The sequence below is a fragment of the Pseudoalteromonas sp. NJ631 genome (genome assembly GCF_000276645.1).
Taxonomy (GTDB): Bacteria; Pseudomonadota; Gammaproteobacteria; order Enterobacterales; family Alteromonadaceae; genus Pseudoalteromonas; species Pseudoalteromonas piscicida.
Map to the genome: position 1 here is coordinate 46,481 of NZ_AKXJ01000009.1, position 17,372 is coordinate 63,852.

Genomic DNA, 17,372 nt, shown 5'->3' on the forward strand with positions numbered 1-17,372 from the left:
ATAAAACATGGGCTAGCAAATTGCTAGCCCATAACGTTTTCGCTAACTTCACTTGCGCAATACAAAAATTTTTGAGTTACGCTTCAAGCGCTTTTGTGATCATACGGTCAATATACGCTTTATGTGCCTTAGTTGCCTGATCGGCACCCCAAGCTGTGCTCTTATCCAAAATACTCTGCAGTTGGAATAGTGCAGTGGCTTTTGCCAAATTGTCGTATTTGCTCGCTTTGCTCAATCCTGCAACATTAATTAAGCGAGAAACGTACTCTATTTTCAGGTTTTGGCTCAGTGTCGTTGCACTCTTATCAGCAACGAAAATAGCGGCAGTCAGGTCGTTCATCACCTCGTTTAGGCTGTATTCGTTACCATAGTACGCAGAGTCGTTGATACCTTGTGTTTTTGACTTGTTGTGTACTTATTTAGAGCCCCACAAAAGATAAACTGCATCTACTGCCTTTAATCTCCGATCCCGGAGTGAATGCTCCGATTTCGGAATATCAGCTGACTTTTTCAGTTACGTGATTTTTAACATGCTGAAATGTAATGTTATTTCAATTTGGCATAGTTCTCGCTCTTAGCGCTTATTCAGTTAGGAGAGGAAATGGATTTAGTCAAACCGGCCAAGCCAAAAAAAACCACACATTACATCGTTGTTGTCTGTTTAATGTCGGTGATAGTTGTCTATTTGCTGTGGCAACAATGGGCATTTCATTCCAGTGTGATGCGCGCTGAAATACTGGTCGCGGAGGTGAAACAAGGTCCGCTTACGTTGTCAGTAGATAGCTTTGGAGAGTTACGTAGTGCTGAGCAGTTTTTGTTAAACGCGCAAAGTGCGGCCATTGTTAAAGTGATCCATCACAAAGCGGGCGCAATTATTCGTAAAGGTGATGTGATTGCTGAGCTCATGAGTCCTGATCTGGTGTTGCAAGTTCAGCAAGCCAAACAAGCTTTGCGTCAGTCGTGGGCAATAAAAGAGCAGCTGCTACTCTCTCAGCAAAGGGAGCAGTTAAACGAACAAAAACAGCTGATGCAAAAGCGGGGGGAGTTAAAAACCTTAGTGTTGCGTCATCGTGCTGAGCAAAACCTTGCACAACAAGGCATTATTTCCGCGCTTAATTTTGCCCAAACTGAAACTAGTTTGAGTACCTTACAACATGAAATTACCATGCTAGAACAGCAAGCTAAACAGCTGCAAGCACTGCATGGTTCGGCGCTTACCCTTGCCAATGAAGAAATTAATATTCGCGAGCAAGAACTCAATAACTTGCTAGAAAAACAACAGCAACTAGAGATTAGAGCTAGTACCTCAGGGGTTATTGAGCGAATGCCTCTGGCGCTTGGGCAACGAGTCAATGTTGGTGACGAGTTAGCATTAATTGGCTCTAACCAGTCGTTGGTGGCGGTATTGTCTGTGCCACAATCCCAAGTGCGCTGGGTTGAAACTGGGCAAGATGTGATGGTGAACATGCAAGCCAATAAAGTAAAAGGCAAAGTGATCCGAGTTGACCCGGTGGTGACAAACAATAGCGTGGAAGTAGAGGTGAGTTTACCAAATGCCTTACCGAAGCAGGCGCGAGCGCAGCTGAGCATTTCTGCCAGCGTCGCCATTAAGCATCTTGCCAATGCCACTTATGTACAACGCCCCGCCAATGCCAAAGATAATCAAACGCAGACCTTATTTGCACTGACTAGTGATGACACCGCAAAGCCGATAGAAATCACTTTTGGTGCTTCAACTGGGAAATATATTGTTATAGATTCTGGCGTTGAAGCCGGGAGACGATTAATCATTTCTGATCTAGCCTATCTTGCCAGTCTAGATGAGACAATCTTATTAGAGTAGGAATATCAAAATGATAGTGCTTAAAAATATTAATAAAGTGTTCGAAACCGAAGAGCTGCAAACACACGCACTGAGAAATATTTCACTGGAAATAGCAAAAGGCGATTTTATTTCGATCTCTGGCCCATCAGGATGCGGTAAATCTACTTTGCTATCCATTATTGGTTTAATTGACCAAGCGACAAGTGGTAGTTATACGATTGGTGCTCATGATGTGACAACGCTGACGCTTGATCAAGCCGCTGAGCTTCGCAATGAGCATATTGGGTTTGTCTTTCAGGCTTTTAATCTCATTGATGAAATTTCGGTATTCGATAACGTTGCTTTACCGCTAAAGTATCGCTCTGAAAAGCTGAGTAAGGTTGAAGTAAAGCAGCGAGTCGAGTCTTGTTTACAAAAGGTTGGACTGTCGCATCGTGTTCAACACAAGCCAAATCAGCTATCAGGCGGGCAGCAGCAGCGTGTCGCGATTGCTCGTGCTTTGGTGACCGAGCCAAGCATTCTACTGGTGGACGAACCGACAGGTAACTTAGATTCGAAAAGTGGCGATCAGGTGATGCAATTAATCGCTGAATTGCATCAGCAAGGCACCACAGTTTGTATGGTGACGCACGATCCACGTTATGCCGATATGGCTCCAAGGCAGGTGAAATTGTTTGATGGTGAGCTGTTAGGTACCGTCGCTTCTGCTCAATCTGTTAGTCAACGAGCATAGAGAGGGCACCATGCAAGTGTTCAACTTAGGCCGTGCAAATATTTACCATGTTAGTGTAGTGACCACGCTGAGCTGCGTATTCGTTGTGATGCTGGTCGCGATGGGGATGTTACATAGCCTGTATTTCTCACCTCTACCATACCCGGATGCAGAACGTATTGTTAAACTTGAATATCCGATGTTTGATGAAAATGGCAACGAGAGCAGCGAAGCCTTTAACTACCCATCATTGATGCATTTATACGAGCATAAACCAGTCGCAATGGAGCAACTGGCGATGGTGCATTATGCCGAGCAGTTACTTACCTCAGATGCTGATACGCCTCAAGTTGAATCAGCTTATGTCTCGCCACAGTGGTTTAGTATTTTTGATATGCCGCTTGCGATGGGGCGGGTTATTACTGAATCTGTCGATGAGAGCAACCCTGTTGCAGTACTGAGCTTTCAAGCTTGGCAAAGTCACTTCAATGGCGATCCTGATATTTTAAATAAAACGCTGCGTCTGGATGAGCGAGAGTTCACGATTGTCGGGGTGGCGGCAGAGCGGTTTTATGAACCTAACTTAAAAAAGCTGATGCACAACACTGCGGTATGGCTACCTTGGCAATACAACCTAACCTCAGAGGAAGCTAAGCCTTACTGGTGGAACCGTTATGCGCTTAACTTGATGGTGGGTAAACTGGCTACAGGGGTGGAGCATGAACAAGTCAGCCTCTCGCTTTCCAACGAAATGAACACACTTTGGCGCAGCAAAGTGAGCGACAGTGAGTATTTTGCGAAGTGGCATATTGGCATTCGTGCGGTGTCGCTGAAATCAATTATGCTCGGTAAGTCTCCCTTATTGTTATTTGGAATGTTTGTGGTATCGCTTGGTTTACTTGGTATAGCGCTATTAAATATCAGTAATTTATACCTTGCAAGACTCAGTCAGATCCAGCGCCGGCTGGCAATTCAGGCAGTGGTGGGAGCAAAAATAAGAGATATTGCGCTGATGCAGTGGTTACCACTGCTAGTACTTTGCTTCGTATCACTCGTGGTTGCAATTGGATCGTCTTATGTTATCTGCCAGTGGCTACAAAAAGAACTAGTAGGGCTGTTGCCGCAAGCGCAGCTGATTTCGTTAACTTGGCAAAGTGTGCTTGCACTGGGATTGGTCGCTTTATTGACGAGCTGGTTATTGTTGTTAGCTGGAATGTCAGCAATACGCTTTCGTCACTTAACGCACATGCTAAAACAAAGCGGTAAGGGGAATGCCGTTGTTGTGAGTGAGCGAGTACAACGGATCATGGCGGTGAGTCAGTTAAGTATTTCTATTATCTTGACCTTCTTCTGCTTTAATGTCGGTGTTGCTGCCATCTCTCATCTCAAAAATGCTTATGCGGTAGATCTCAAGAATAAATACGAAGTCACGTTTTATGCTCCTGACACAATGCTGAGAGACGAATACCGAGAAGTCATGCGTCAAGCCAGTGAAGCCCTAGCCAATACCGCAGAAGTCATCGTGGTGAGTCGAAGCCGTTCACCCATCGGGCAAGGCGTTGGCACTTGGTCATTGCAAGAAGTCGAGACGCTCGAACGCTTGCATCCAGTTGGCCGAGTTGTGGATAGTGGTTATCTTGAGTTTTTTTCTTTACCGTTACTTCAAGGTCAGTTTTTCGATAGTGAAGCGGTGCGCCGCGGTGAGCAGCAGTTAATTATCAATAAAACCTTTGCCGAGCAACTAGGTGGAGAGGAAAAGGCGCTAGGCAAGCGCTTGAGTTTTAACATTACTGACGAAGATGCAGCGTTTGAAATTATTGGTGTCGTTGCTGATTTAGCCGTGCCAGGCGAACCCGCACTGCCCCATGTGTATCGAGCAGTACAAGGAAGTAATACGGCGTTAATTAAGACTCAGCAGCCAGTTACTAAATCCCATTTTGCAGCGCTACTTACACAAGTTCATCCAGCATTGAAAATCTTTAGTTTTAAATCACTTACAGCGCAGCGTGAGCAATACCTGTTGACTGATACCTTGGTTACCTATGGATCACTGTTTATCTTTGCGTTGGTGTTGCTGCTCGTGATTATTGGCCTGTTTGGTGTCTTTCGTTATAGCCAATCACTTAAGGTTTCTTATTACGGCACGAAAATGGTGCTGGGGGCCAAACACAGCGATCTAACTCGAGAGGATTTTACTACCCACTTTAAGCACATAGGTATTGCGTTAATGATCTCCCTGACAGGGTGTTTATTATTGTCGCCATACTTTCAACAAACATTTAATGTGGCAGATTTTTCGATTGCGGCAGTGGGGATAGTGTTGGTGTCGAGTTCGTGTTTGTACTTTTCACTACAACAAATACTACGCAGGCCACTCAATGCATTAATCAACCCATCTGAATTAGGGAAGGGATAAGCATGACATTATGGCATCAGCTATTGGGGCGATTGAGGTATAGACTTAGGTTAAATCTAACGTTAGCCGGGTTATTGAGCGGCGCTTTCGCCGCTATGATGCTAAGTATTGGCTTATCATGGCAAGCTTATCAGCCGTTACCTTATCCACAAAGCGATAAACTCGTATGGCTACAGGGTGATATGCTAGATGAACATGGCAAGGCAATCATGGAAAATGCTATCTCTACGCCTGTTGCGTGGCAGCTTGCTCAAGATCAGCAACTGTTTGATAAAGCCTCCGCAGTATTGTATAGCCACAGCTTATTACGTGGTTCAGTGGTTGAGCCGAGGATTGAGACAACTTACGTCAGTGATGATTTCTTTTCGCTCTTTAATATTACTTTAAAGGAAGGGAGGTGGTTTTCCCAAAGTAATGGGCTTGGTACCGCACCTAATGAAGTCGTTGTGACAGAGTGCTTTGTGCAGCAACATTTACCCGATGAAAATATTATAGAACAGAGCATTCAACTTGATGACCGTCGTTATATCGTGGTGGGAGTGGTCGCGTGCGATGAGTCCGAACCGCAGTTATATCAATCTAATCGGATGAGTGAGGTATTCTTGCCATTTGCACAGATGATGGGTGACCATATTACGGGTATGGATCACTTGGCGGTAAGAAGCGACTTATTTCTTGTGGGTCGCATAAAACAAGAAAATGCGCTGCTGCAATTAACGCTTTTGCAAGCGCAGTTTCAAGCTGCATTTGAGCAAGCACAATTAGAACAAGCGATATCTGGTCGTGCGACGCTCAGATTTTCGTTGTCACCACTTGCGGATAAATTAAAAGGGCAGCTAAGAACAACGACGCAATGGTTAGCATTTGCAGGCGTTGGGCTGCTTGTCATTACCTTAGTGAATGCATTTTCACTCTACTTGTTAGATTTTAAAGCCAAACAAAACCAGCTGGCACTGGCGGTTGTACTCGGTGCTAAGCGCGGCAATCTGCAACTCGAACAGTGGCGTTATATTGCCTTGATTTTTTTGTTTGCGTCATTGCTTGCCATAGGGATAGCGAATGCTGGCGTTTGGCTAATGCAGTTTTGGTCGAAGGAGACCCTAGCCCATGCTGTTTGGCTCAAACTTCCTTGGTGGAGCTTCTTATTGGTAGTTGCTTTTGCTCAACTCTGTGCACTGGTGTTTGTAAAACTGGCAATGTCTCAGGTGTCATTTAAGGATATTCGTAGTCAACTAAGTGGCTCAGGAAAGGGACAGGTCAAACAATTACCTAAGTCAATGAGCCAAGCCTTACTCGGATTGCAAATCGGTGTGGGCATAGTCACAATGAGCTTTGCGTTTTGGCTATTGAGCTACTTTGGCGGGCAGCTAAATACCCCAAGTGGTTTTAACTCAAATAACCTTTATTTTGTTGAGTTACAGCAAAGTAACTACGACCGCAGCTCAGGTGCTATTCAAGCAAGATATAATCAAGCGATGACAAACTTGTCGGCGCTTAGGCAGCACCCAAGTGTCGAGAGTGCTGCTCTGGCTGGCGTATTACCCCACGAGTTTGTGTTTCTGGAGCCGCTAAGCTTGCGTGATGATGGCAGCAACTCAGTTGTCGCTTATTTGCAGCTCAGCGGGCCAAATTACTTTAGCACCTCAGGTCTCAGGTTTATTGCTGGTGGCGGATTCTCTGAGGATGACTTAGCTATCAATAGTTCAGGGAAAAAAGTGGTGCTCAATCAGCTGTTAGCGCAGCGCCTTGGCGTAACAGCAGCAGATATCGGCATGACCATCTACGACAGGAATCAGCGCCCTATTACCCTTGTGGGTATTGTTGAAAACACCTTTAGCCATACCTCCCAAGTACAAGCCTTGGCTTATCTGCCTTTTAATTTTATTAGTGGAAATATTCTGGTGCGAGCCAAAGCGGGAGAGAAGTTTGACTTGCATACGGTTACCGCCTTGTACAAACAACAAAACCCAAGCCAATCTATTTTAAAGCTCGTCGATATTAAATTACGTATGCAGCAACTCAACAAAACAGCCAAGCTGAGCTTTTTAGCTGGGCTGATGATCGCACTGATGATGTTGATACAGGTAATTGCTGGTATGTATGGTTTGCTCGGCTACCTCGCCATATTAAATGCGCCAGTCTTTAATATTAAGCGTTTAGTCGGTGCTAAGGTACGCGATGTTCTTATCGAGCAGTGTTGGAGCCGGGCTTATCTCGTGTTAGTCGCGGTGTTTATTGCTGTTTTCTTGTCTTTAGTTGTGGCGAGTATGTTTGGCATCTTGAGTCCGCTGCTTGGGATCTATCTGTTGTTCGCTATCGTATTGGTAGGCTGTATCGTTCTAGCGCTTGAGCTTCACCATGTCACTAAGCAGATCTAGGGAGATAAATGTGACAAAAAGCCGAAAAAATTGTTATATAACTCACAAAAGTCGCACTTAGAAAGACCTTTATAAATCAAAGGTTTTGGTGCTTAATTGTTTGAAATTACTTTATAATTTCCGCTGTTTTTCGATAGTTATAAAAAGTTGTTCTAAAGGTGTAACAGATTCTTACAAATGTCACATCCGAGAACGCGCTAAACTTGGTACTATACGGTCAGGAAATTATCAATAGGTACTGTCATGCAAGCTAAAACTTTAAAATGGATTCTACCCTTTACCGTGCTTATAGTCGGTGTTGTCGGATTTATGTTCGTCAATGCCGTTGCTAAGAGTGAACCTGAGAAGCAAGAAGTCGATTCTCGTCCTGTTGTTGAAGTTGAAACTCTCGCTGCGCAAGATCACCAAGTTGTGATCCAAAGCTATGGCGAAGTAAAACCGCTAGAAAGTACACAACTTTCTATTCAAGTATCGGGCGAAGTTGAATACTGGCACCCTAACTTTGTTGAAGGCGGTGTGGTACAAAAAGGCGAGGTGTTACTGCGTATTGAGCAAGATAACTACGAAGCCGCGTTGCTACAAGCAGAAGCAGAACTTGCCAGAGCCGAGGCGCAGCTTATCGAAGAGCAAGCACAAGCTGATGTTGCCGCTGATGAAGCAAGAAGATTTCCAAATAAAAAGCATACCGACCTATTTTTACGTAAACCGCAGGTCATGAGCGCCAAAGCCTCAGTAAAATCGGCAAAAGCTGCACTGCAGCGTGCAAAGCGAGACCTAGAAAACTGCGAAGTTATCGCGCCTTATAACGCACTAGTGGTGAAAAAAGACGTTGGTCTTGGTCAGTTCGTTTCTATGGGTAGCTCAGTTGGTACGGTCAATAACATCGAAACTGCCGAAGTGATTATTCCTATCGCGGGTTTTGATTCTGTGTTTTTACCTGAGCGAGTGGCAGGCCTTGCTGCTACGGTTTATCAACGTGGTGTGAGCGCTTTTACTCGTGAAGCGGTAATTGATAGAGATTTAGGTACTGTTGACCAACAAACACGTATGAACAACCTAGTGGTACGTATCAATGACCCGTATGGTCTTACAACGCGCCAGCCAGCGATAAAATACGGTACGTATGTACAAGTTAGCTTTGCGGGTAAAACGTTAAAGCAAATCTACCGTCTACCTCAAGATATCGTGAATAATCAGTCGGTTTGGTTGCTTAATCAAGATAACCAGCTTGAGCCACGTAAAGTGCAAGTTATCCGCGAAGAGGGTGAGTTCTTCCTAATTGGTGATGGCATCACAAGTCGCGATAAAGTGGTCATGACACCACCTGAATATCCACAAAAAGGCATGGAAGTTAAAGTTGCTGGCACGGACTCTTCATCAAAGCCAAGTAGTCAGCCGGAAAAGCTGTAACAGCAAGGAGCGACCATGAGTGATATAGAAAAAGCATCGCAGCGCGGTATTATCGCTTATTTTGCGAATAATACGGTAGCGGCAAACTTGTTGATGGTCTTCATACTGATAATGGGTTTTATCAGTTATATGACTATCCAAAGGCAAATGTTTCCAAACTTTGAGATCAATTATGTAACGGTGTCAGCCGTGTATCCTGGCGCGTCTCCTCAAGAAATTGAAGAGGGGATCTTGATCAAAATTGAAGAAGCATTAAAAGACGTTACAGAAATCAAAAAAGGGGTTTACCGTGCTGCTAGAGGCAGCGGTAGTGCGCAACTTGAAATCTATAAAGATGAAGACTTAACGGAAGTAGAAGATAAAATTCGCTCGCGTGTGAATAGTATCGCGACCTTTCCAGCGTCCATGGAGCCTGTGCAGGTTCAGCTTATAGAATTTCGTCAAGACGTGGTGAACATCGCGCTGGCTGGTAATCTACCGTTGAATGCACTCAAGCCAATTGCCAAAGAAATCGAGGATGAATTACTCGAAATTCCAACGATTTCACTGGTTGACCGTTCAACCCCAGACTATGAGATTGGTATTGAAGTTGATCCAGACGCTCTGCGCCGTTACAACCTAACGATTAGTGATGTAAGTAGCGCAATTAGACGTTATTCGACCAACATTTCAGCAGGTCAAATCAGGACCGAATCTGGAATTATTGCAGTGCGTGTTGAAAACCAAATGTACCGCGGTAATGAGTTTAGAAACATTCCAGTTAAGGTCGGTGATAACGGCGCCAAAATTTATCTTCAAGATATCGCAGAAATTAAAGATGGTCTGACTGAAGGTGAATATTACTTCCGTTTGAATGGTGAAAATGCGGTATTCCTGTCGGTTAAAGCGACCAAAGACCAAAATATGATCCCAATCGCGAAGGCGGTACATAAATATATCGAAGAGAAAAACGCTAAGTTGCCTGCAGGCTTAAGATTAGAACCAATCGTTGATATGACGTACTACCTGAATGCTCGACTCGAGATGATGAAGAGCAATATGTTACAGGGGGCGTTACTCGTCGCCATCATGCTGACTATTTTCCTACGCTTCAAATTAGCGCTATGGGTAATGATTGGCTTGCCGGTGTGTTTCCTTGGTGCGTTCCTATTTATGCCAGCACTTGGGATCAGCATTAATATTGTATCGCTGTTCGCCTTTATCATGGTACTTGGGATCGTGGTGGATGACGCCATCGTCATAGGGGAGTCCGCCTACTCCGAAATTGAACGCAAAGGTCACAGCGTTAAGAATGTGGTAATTGGCGCTAAGCGTGTTGCAACGCCAGCAACCTTCGGTGTATTAACAACCATTGCTGTGTTTGCACCTATGTTGTTCTCATCTGGTCCTGAAAGTGCATTCTTTAAGTCAATCTCGGGCGTTATTATTCTGTGCTTGGTATTCAGTTTGATTGAATCCAAATGGATTTTGCCTGCGCACATTGCTCACACTAAGATTAAACCACTACGTCCAAACAGTCGTCGTGCTGCATTTAACAAGAAGTTCTTCGCATTTGTAAACGGACCATACAGACGCTTTATTCAGCGCTGTGTTGACTGGCGCTGGACCGTATTATTAACTTTTGTGGCGATGCTGGTATTTAGCTTTAGCTTAGTAACTTCGAACTTAGTGCGCTTTATTCCGTTCCCTAAGGTGCCTGAAGATTATCCAAAGATCGAAATTACCATGAACGACAACGTATCAGACGAGCAGACCATTACAGCGATGCAGTCTATTGAGTTAATGGTACGCAATGTCGATAAAGAGATTGCCCAAGAGTTCGGTCAAGGCATGATTAAGGATGTATATTCTTGGAACCAGAGCCGCACTAAGGGCTCAGTGTTATCGACGTTAGTGGACGAAGAGCAAAGACCATTTACGGCTTTTGAACTTGCACGCCGTTGGCGCGAGGCAATGCCAGAGATCACTGCAGTGAAGTCAATTATTGTGTATGACAGTGTTGGCGATCAAAGTGGTGGTGAGGGTGAATTTGGTTATCGCTTGCTAGGTTCTGATATCGAGACTCTCAATGCAGCGGGCAGACAGCTTATTTCAATGTTGCAGCAGCAACCTGGGTTATTTGATATTAGCTCGAGTATTGACCCTGCGAGTAAAGAAATGCAGATCGCGCTTAAGCCAGTGGCTTATGAGCTTGGCTTGCAACTTGCCGATGTTGCGATTCAGGTTGGTAATAGCTTCTACGGTGGCGAAGCACAGCGTGTTATTCGTGATGGCGAAGAGATCAAAGTGATGGTGCGTTATCCTGAACTTGATCGTAAAGCTTTGGCTTCACTTAAGCGTACTATCATCACAACGCCAAAAGGCAAAGAAGTGATGCTAGGCGATGTTGTAGAGTTCACCGAGAAGCCGGGTATCAATTATATTCGTCGTGAAGATGGCTTTAGAACGGTATATGTATACGGTAGCATCGATGAAGAGCTGATTGAGCCAGATGCCGTGGTTAAGAATATCGAAGAAAATATCTTACCAGAGCTACTAAAACAGTTCCCAGGCGTAAAAACTAAGCTAGGTGGTAGCGTGGAAGAGCGTCAAGCGCAAACCAGTGAGCAGATCTTATTCTTTGCCGCTGGTATGTTGATGGTTTATATCCTATTGGCTGTACCGCTTAAGAGCTATGCACAACCGCTTATCGTGATGTCGGTAATCCCGTTTAGCTTAGTTGGCGCGCTATGGGGTCACTTAGTGTTTGGCTTAGATATGAGTACTATGTCTATGTTTGGATTGGTAGCCGCTGCTGGGGTTGTGATCAACGACTCCTTGGTAATGACGGACTATATCAACCAAGCACGTGCTGAGGGCGTTAAGCTTAAAGAGGCTGTTATTGAAGCGGGTTGTGCACGCTTTAGGGCAATCACGCTAACCTCTATCACGACGTTTGCCGGTGTCATGCCAATCATCTTTGAAACCAGTCTACAAGCAAGGTTTGTTATTCCGATGGCGGTATCACTTGGGTTTGCAGTGCTATTCGCAACGCTTATCACGCTTGTGTTAGTGCCAGCTTTATACATCATCTTAACGGATGTGCAGGGTGCGGGTTCACGCTTAAAAGCGAAGATCAGACGCAAGCCTAAATCTGACGATAACCAACTAGAGAAAGCAGAAGCTTAGAAACTCTCGTCTACACTCAATAATCTAAAGGCCGCGCAGTGATGCTCGGCCTTTTTCTTTGTGCGCTGGTATGGCTCTTGAATCATGATACACTGGCGAAAAATAACGAATTTAGGATGACAACTTGGTGATGGAAAAAACTCAACCGCTAGCCAAAAAGCAGCCGAAATCCTTGCTGCACCATAATCATGAGCGTATCGACAACTACTACTGGATGCGTGATGACGAGCGTAAAAATGCTGATGTGTTGGCACACCTCAAAGCAGAGAATGATTACTGTGAAGCGCAAATGGCGCCTCACCAAGCGTTGCAAACCCAGCTGTTTGAAGAAATGAAAGGTCGTATCGTAAAAGACGATAGCTCAGTGCCCGCAAAAGATGGCAACTATTGGTATGTGAGTGAAGTGAGTGGTGATGAGGAATATGCTAAGTATTATCGCGCATCACAAGAAGATTTGTCGGATAAAAAACTGCTGTTAGACATTAATCAGTTAGCTGCTGGCAACGAGTTTTATGACATCGGTGATATTACCGTAAGCCCAGATGAGCAACTGCTTGCCTATAGCGAAGATACTGACGGGCGTCGAATTTATACCATCAAGTTTCTTGATTTAAATACCAATACATTACTGCAAGACGTGCTGTATAACACGGAAGGTCAGGTCATTTGGGCGAACGACAATAAAACCGTATTTTATGTCAAAAAAGACGAGCAAACGTTGCTCGGCTTCCAAGTGTATCGCCATGTGTTGGGAACGCCACAAAGCGATGATATTTTGGTGTTTGAAGAGCAAGATCGCCAATTTTATATGGGATTGGGTAAAAGTCGTGACGAAAGCGCTATTTATATCTATCTCGCTGCGACGGAAACGAGCGATCAGTTAATACTGGATGCAAACGATCCTTGCGGTGAGTTTAGCACCCTAATTCCAAGAGAAATTGGCCATGAATATGGTCTTGAAAAAATGGGAGAGTTCTTTTACATCCTGAGTAACAAGAATGCTAAAAACTTCCGCTTAATGCGTGCAACAGCGGCAACCGTTGGTGATGTCGAGCAATGGGAAGAGTTAGTCGCCCATCGCGACCATGTACTATTAGAAGGCTTGGAGCTGTTCAACAGTCACTTTGTGCTGACTGAGCGTGAACAAGGGCAGATCCGTTTTGTTGTCCACGATTATCAAGGGCAGAGCTATCACCTTGGATTTGATGATGCTTGTTATTTTGCTACGGTCGGAAATAACCCTGAGCCAAATTCAAGTAATATTCGTATTCACTATTCGAGCATGACAACTCCAAGCTCAGTGTACGATTGTGACTTAACCACAGGTAAGAAGACGCTGAAAAAGCAGCAGCAAGTGTTAGGCGATTTTAAACCAGAATATTATCACTCTGAACGTCTGCATATTACTGCAAGAGATGGCGTTAAAGTCCCTGTATCTTTGGTGTATCGCAAAGATAAGTTTAATCAAGACGGTAGCAATCCACTATTGCAGTATGGTTATGGTTCTTATGGTATTACTATCGACCCAAACTTCTCTAGTCAAATTCTAAGCCTGTTAGATAGAGGGTTTGTATACGCGATTGCGCACATTCGAGGTTCTGAGATGCTTGGTCGTGAATGGTATGAGCAAGGCAAAAAAGCGCATAAGCAAAATACCTTCAACGACTTTATTGATGTTACCAAGGCCTTGGTTGAGCAGGGCTACGGCCATAAAGACAAAGTGTTTGCATCAGGTGGAAGTGCAGGTGGCCTGTTAATGGGTGCAATTGCAAACCAAGCTCCAGAGCTGTATTTAGGGTTAGGCTGCCATGTGCCTTTCTTGGATGTGTTAACTACCATGTTGGATGAGTCAATCCCATTGACCACCAACGAGTATGATGAATGGGGTAATCCGAATAATGAAGCGGACTACCAGAATATTTTAGCGTATTCGCCGTATGACAATATTGAAGCCAAAGCCTATCCAAATATTCTCGTGACCACAGGCCTTCACGATTCACAAGTGCAGTATTGGGAGCCCATGAAGTGGGTTGCTAAGCTTAGAGAATATAAAACGGACGATAGCGTACTGGTCTTTAAAACCGACTTGGAAGCGGGTCACGGTGGTGCGTCAGGCCGATTTAAAAGCCTACATGAAAGAGCACTAGAAATGGCATTCTTTATCAGCTTATTGGATAGTAGGTCGTAGCTGCCACGGTTTGTAGGTCGTAGCTTTAGCTCGACTCGTACATCCAAGTCTTAGCTCGACAACAGCGAGATAAAAGATCGCGAGGTGAACTCGCTCCTACCAGAGGATAACCTGAGTAGGAGCTGGCTCGATTGTAGGTCGTAGCTTTAGCTCGACTTGTATATCGCAGCCTTAGCCCGACCTATCTTAGTTTAAATACGCTTTAAGCATCCACACCAGCTTTTCTTGCTCTTTGATGTAGTCGCTCATTAACGCGGCTGTGCCTTCATCTTCGGCTTCGCCCGCCTGCGCTAGAATCTCACGCTGCATAGAAATAAGCGTTGTGTAGCCATCAAGCAAGGTTTCTAGTGCTTGCGTACCATTGCTGATCCCTTTTGCTTCTTGAATTTTACTGGTTTCCAAATAATCAGAAAACGCATGCAATGGGTTGCCTTCAATCGTCAAAATACGCTCTGCGATTTCATCTACTTTCTCAAGCAATAGCGTATAAATTTCTTCAAATTTTAGGTGCAGTTCAAAAAACTCACGACCTTTGATGTTCCAGTGAAAACCACGGGCATTCATATATTGAATTTGGTAGCTGCTTAGTAGCGTATTAAGTGACGTTACTAGCGCTTGGCTCTTGGCTTTGTCTAAACCGATAGAATTAATGTTTGTCATGCGATGCTCCTTGTTGATTCACAGTCAGTATGGCGCAACCTTAGGTGATTGCCCAATGATTAAAATCAAAGTGTTTAATCGGAAAAATCAATCAATAAAATAAAAACATATCAAATATTAATACAATATGACGTTGGGATGAGCGTGGTAAAAAACAAGATGAAACCCTAAAAGGCACTCAAAAATAACAAGATGGCATGAATACTTGGCGGGAATAAAGCTTGCCAACTTTTCCCAAAGCCTTACCAGAGCGCGTAGTTTTTGATCTAAGACAAGTGTTTAATCTCGTTCGTATTTTGGCGGTTTTAAACTTGATTTAGGTCAAAATATCACCGCATCATAAGCGCATAATCATTTCATCAAGACACAAAAAACGCGGTGTCTACTACTTGAGGAAATGAGTATGAAAGGCAAAACAAAATCAGAACATAAAATGGAACTCGTCGTCGTTGTTATCGCTTTAGTGGCTTTTGTTGTTGGGCTAGTAGGTCACTTAGCTGGCGCAAGCATCGCAAACTCAGATACCTTTGGCTATATTGCTGCGCCAGTGCCGTTATTAGTTGGCTTGATCGCAGTGATTGCTTACAAAGTAGCTGCAAGTGCAGAGCACTAAGGCCTCTCTAACAGCTCGCAAATATAGTTCATTACCGCACGGGAATATATTAAGCTGGTATGGCTGAGATGAAATACTTTGTGCTCGGCCATGCCACTGAGCTTGGTTTCTTCTAACAACACAGTGCCATCCGACTGGCTACCTTTTTGTAGCAGTGGCATTAGTCCAATAGGTAAGTCACCGGCAATACTGTAAAGCTTGGCGTCGAAAGGCCAATCTTGATTGTTAGATAATAAAAACTCCACACTGTTTTTTAACAGTAGCTCCAGTCCTTTGTCGTGCATATGCTTGGCAATGGCACTGCCTTTATGTGGTGTCCCTAAGGTCACCACTTTTTTTACTTGCTTGCTCGCTATAGAGTCTCGCTCTAAATACGCTCTTGCAACTAAGCCTCCCATGGAGTGGCAAACGAGTGCAGCGGGGCGGTCGCCAACAAAAGTATCAATAGCGGCGCAGATCTCATCAATATTTGGTGTTAACGTGTTATAGCTTAAATTGAGAATACGGTAGCCCGATTTACCTAATCGAGCGCTAAGCGGACGCATCACAAAACCAGACATGTACAAGCCATGTAGCACCACAATGCTCTCGATTTTGGCGCTTGCGGTGATATTGAGTGGAATAGGAGCGTGGTTCATACCGCCTCTTCAAACTTGAATACTTCTAAGCCTTGCGCGAGTGTACCACCCTCACTTGAATACTTGATGTATAAATCAAACCAAATTGAAAAATTATTATCACAAGATCCTGTGATCTTGGTTAATCAAATTGCCACTCTTGCTTGTAATCGTACCTAAAGCCAATAGAGATGGAGTCCATATCGATTTGGTTGTCGAAGGACTTGTTTAAGTACTCCAAGTGCACTCTGAGGGGCGGTGTTGGCAGCCACTCAAGTGTAACATTGTAGCCATCGAAGCTTTGATTAAGCGGATCATGACTGCCGTAACCGTCATCAAAATCAAAATATCCGGTTTTGAGTTTATAGTGTTTTGCGAGTTGATAGGCCAACGAAAGATCAAAGGTGTGGCCTTGTCGAGAATTAAGTACGCCCACACGTTGATAGTCTTTGTCCTGATACGCCATGGCAGCGTAAAAGCGGGAGGTAAATTGATAAGCCAGCGCACCAGACCAGAGTTGGTTTTCACCAATATGCTGCTCGTTATCGTATACATTGTTTTGTTGATAAGTAATCGCCGCATGTAAACCCGCGTTATCGTAACTTAACCCAGTGTTGAATAAATCCGTTTGATTATCGCCCTTATCCCCATTAAATTGGCCTGCAGCGATAAACGTCATTGGTCCCAATTCATAGCGGTAAGTAACTAAATTATCAACGAAAAAAATACTCTCTGGATCGTAAGCAAATGGGCTGCTGGCGTGATTAAAAATATCAACGTATTCGGCAATAAACAGATACTGTGCAGGCCTTTGTTTGCCAATGCCAAACCGACCATACGGTGTACCTAGCGCTGTATAAGCACGACGTGATTTGCCAAAATTTCCTTCATTGGCGAGATCGATGCCCCATTCACCATGAAGTTCGGCCTGCCAGCCCGGCATAAATTCATGTGTCACTTTAATCCCTGCGTGGGATAAGGCATCACGAACATCCCAGTTACTTGTATCATCTTGATTGATTACGCCAAATGTCGGGCGTATTGTGGCATAGGTTTTGAGCGTGGTTGAGTGCTCAGTAGGTGGTTTTACCGGGTCACTTTGTGGTGTTGATTTTGCCACTGGGGCTGCGGCCTTTGGTTCGCTATTTTGGGTCATAAACCGAGCTTTAAGCTCAGCCAATTGCCGCTCAAGATTTTCAATGTCGGCCATGGTGACAGGTCGCTCGACTGCCAAAGCTGCTGAAGAAGTCAGTAAACAGGCTAGGCCAATCAGTGCGGTTGAGTTGCTCAAAGTAAAATTCATGGTTTTTACATCGCTCAGTTGCCAATAATCGAATTATAGACAACACTTTTGATATTCGAGCACTTTTTATTCAGGCTGTTGA

Annotated in this window: 11 protein-coding genes and 1 pseudogene; 8 read left to right on the plus strand and 4 right to left on the minus strand. The window is 44.3% G+C overall.

What is annotated here, in order from left to right; translation table 11 throughout:
- Nucleotides 1–76: 76 nt before the first annotated feature.
- Nucleotides 77–388, minus strand: a pseudogene (locus A587_RS0115255) (zinc-dependent metalloprotease); the annotation flags it as partial.
- 213 nt (nucleotides 389–601) lie between these two features.
- On the opposite strand from A587_RS0115255, the gene A587_RS0115260 reads away from it, so the two are divergent.
- From A587_RS0115260 to A587_RS0115290, 7 genes are all read left to right on the plus strand, one after another.
- Nucleotides 602–1,843: an efflux RND transporter periplasmic adaptor subunit gene (locus A587_RS0115260; protein WP_017218293.1), complete on the plus strand. Its 1,242-nt coding sequence runs from the start codon at nucleotides 602–604 to the stop codon at nucleotides 1,841–1,843.
- A gap of 10 nt (nucleotides 1,844–1,853) precedes the next feature.
- Nucleotides 1,854–2,558, plus strand: a complete 705-nt coding sequence (locus A587_RS0115265) for an ABC transporter ATP-binding protein (RefSeq protein ID WP_017218294.1) — start codon at nucleotides 1,854–1,856, stop codon at nucleotides 2,556–2,558.
- 10 nt (nucleotides 2,559–2,568) lie between these two features.
- Nucleotides 2,569–4,953, plus strand: coding sequence for an ABC transporter permease (locus tag A587_RS0115270; RefSeq protein WP_017218295.1), 2,385 nt, complete (start codon nucleotides 2,569–2,571; stop codon nucleotides 4,951–4,953).
- A gap of 2 nt (nucleotides 4,954–4,955) precedes the next feature.
- The gene (locus tag A587_RS0115275; protein ID WP_017218296.1) at nucleotides 4,956–7,331 is read left to right on the plus strand and encodes an ABC transporter permease; all 2,376 of its coding nucleotides are present in this window, start codon (nucleotides 4,956–4,958) and stop codon (nucleotides 7,329–7,331) included.
- Nucleotides 7,332–7,574: 243 nt separating this feature from the next.
- A complete protein-coding gene (locus A587_RS0115280; RefSeq protein ID WP_017218297.1) occupies nucleotides 7,575–8,741 on the plus strand; it encodes an efflux RND transporter periplasmic adaptor subunit in 1,167 nt (388 codons plus the stop codon).
- A 15-nt stretch (nucleotides 8,742–8,756) separates the two neighbouring features.
- Complete coding sequence (locus A587_RS0115285; protein WP_017218298.1) at nucleotides 8,757–11,909, plus strand: efflux RND transporter permease subunit; 3,153 nt, start codon at nucleotides 8,757–8,759, stop codon at nucleotides 11,907–11,909.
- 130 nt (nucleotides 11,910–12,039) lie between these two features.
- Nucleotides 12,040–14,097 carry a S9 family peptidase gene (locus A587_RS0115290; RefSeq protein ID WP_017218299.1) on the plus strand — a complete coding sequence of 686 codons (2,058 nt, stop codon included), beginning with the start codon at nucleotides 12,040–12,042 and terminating at the stop codon, nucleotides 14,095–14,097.
- A 186-nt stretch (nucleotides 14,098–14,283) separates the two neighbouring features.
- Here A587_RS0115290 and A587_RS0115295 read toward each other — a convergent pair whose 3' ends face one another.
- Nucleotides 14,284–14,757 carry a Dps family protein gene (locus tag A587_RS0115295; RefSeq protein WP_010376518.1) on the minus strand — a complete coding sequence of 158 codons (474 nt, stop codon included), beginning with the start codon at nucleotides 14,755–14,757 and terminating at the stop codon, nucleotides 14,284–14,286.
- Nucleotides 14,758–15,160: 403 nt separating this feature from the next.
- Here A587_RS0115295 and A587_RS0115300 point away from each other — a divergent pair, with 403 nt between their 5' ends.
- The gene (locus A587_RS0115300; protein ID WP_010376516.1) at nucleotides 15,161–15,370 is read left to right on the plus strand and encodes a hypothetical protein; all 210 of its coding nucleotides are present in this window, start codon (nucleotides 15,161–15,163) and stop codon (nucleotides 15,368–15,370) included.
- Here A587_RS0115300 and A587_RS0115305 read toward each other — a convergent pair.
- A complete protein-coding gene (locus A587_RS0115305) occupies nucleotides 15,367–16,008 on the minus strand; it encodes an alpha/beta fold hydrolase (protein WP_017218300.1) in 642 nt (213 codons plus the stop codon). The two genes, A587_RS0115300 and A587_RS0115305, sit on opposite strands and share 4 nt — an antisense overlap.
- 121 nt (nucleotides 16,009–16,129) lie before the next feature.
- Entirely contained in the window at nucleotides 16,130–17,290 is a 1,161-nt protein-coding gene (locus A587_RS0115310; RefSeq protein ID WP_017218301.1) for a porin, read from the minus strand.
- Between the last annotated feature and the right edge of the window lie 82 nt (nucleotides 17,291–17,372).

Bases quoted from the DNA above. Each gene is read 5' to 3' on its own strand.
- A587_RS0115260 (WP_017218293.1), top strand. From the start codon at position 602: ATGGATTTAGTCAAACCGGCCAAGCCAAAAAAAACCACACATTACATC.
- A587_RS0115265 (WP_017218294.1), top strand. From the start codon at position 1,854: ATGATAGTGCTTAAAAATATTAATAAAGTGTTCGAAACCGAAGAGCTG.
- A587_RS0115270 (WP_017218295.1), top strand. From the start codon at position 2,569: ATGCAAGTGTTCAACTTAGGCCGTGCAAATATTTACCATGTTAGTGTA.
- A587_RS0115275 (WP_017218296.1), top strand. From the start codon at position 4,956: ATGACATTATGGCATCAGCTATTGGGGCGATTGAGGTATAGACTTAGG.
- A587_RS0115280 (WP_017218297.1), top strand. From the start codon at position 7,575: ATGCAAGCTAAAACTTTAAAATGGATTCTACCCTTTACCGTGCTTATA.
- A587_RS0115285 (WP_017218298.1), top strand. From the start codon at position 8,757: ATGAGTGATATAGAAAAAGCATCGCAGCGCGGTATTATCGCTTATTTT.
- A587_RS0115290 (WP_017218299.1), top strand. From the start codon at position 12,040: ATGGAAAAAACTCAACCGCTAGCCAAAAAGCAGCCGAAATCCTTGCTG.
- A587_RS0115295 (WP_010376518.1), bottom strand. From the start codon at position 14,757: ATGACAAACATTAATTCTATCGGTTTAGACAAAGCCAAGAGCCAAGCG.
- A587_RS0115300 (WP_010376516.1), top strand. From the start codon at position 15,161: ATGAAAGGCAAAACAAAATCAGAACATAAAATGGAACTCGTCGTCGTT.
- A587_RS0115305 (WP_017218300.1), bottom strand. From the start codon at position 16,008: ATGAACCACGCTCCTATTCCACTCAATATCACCGCAAGCGCCAAAATC.
- A587_RS0115310 (WP_017218301.1), bottom strand. From the start codon at position 17,290: ATGAATTTTACTTTGAGCAACTCAACCGCACTGATTGGCCTAGCCTGT.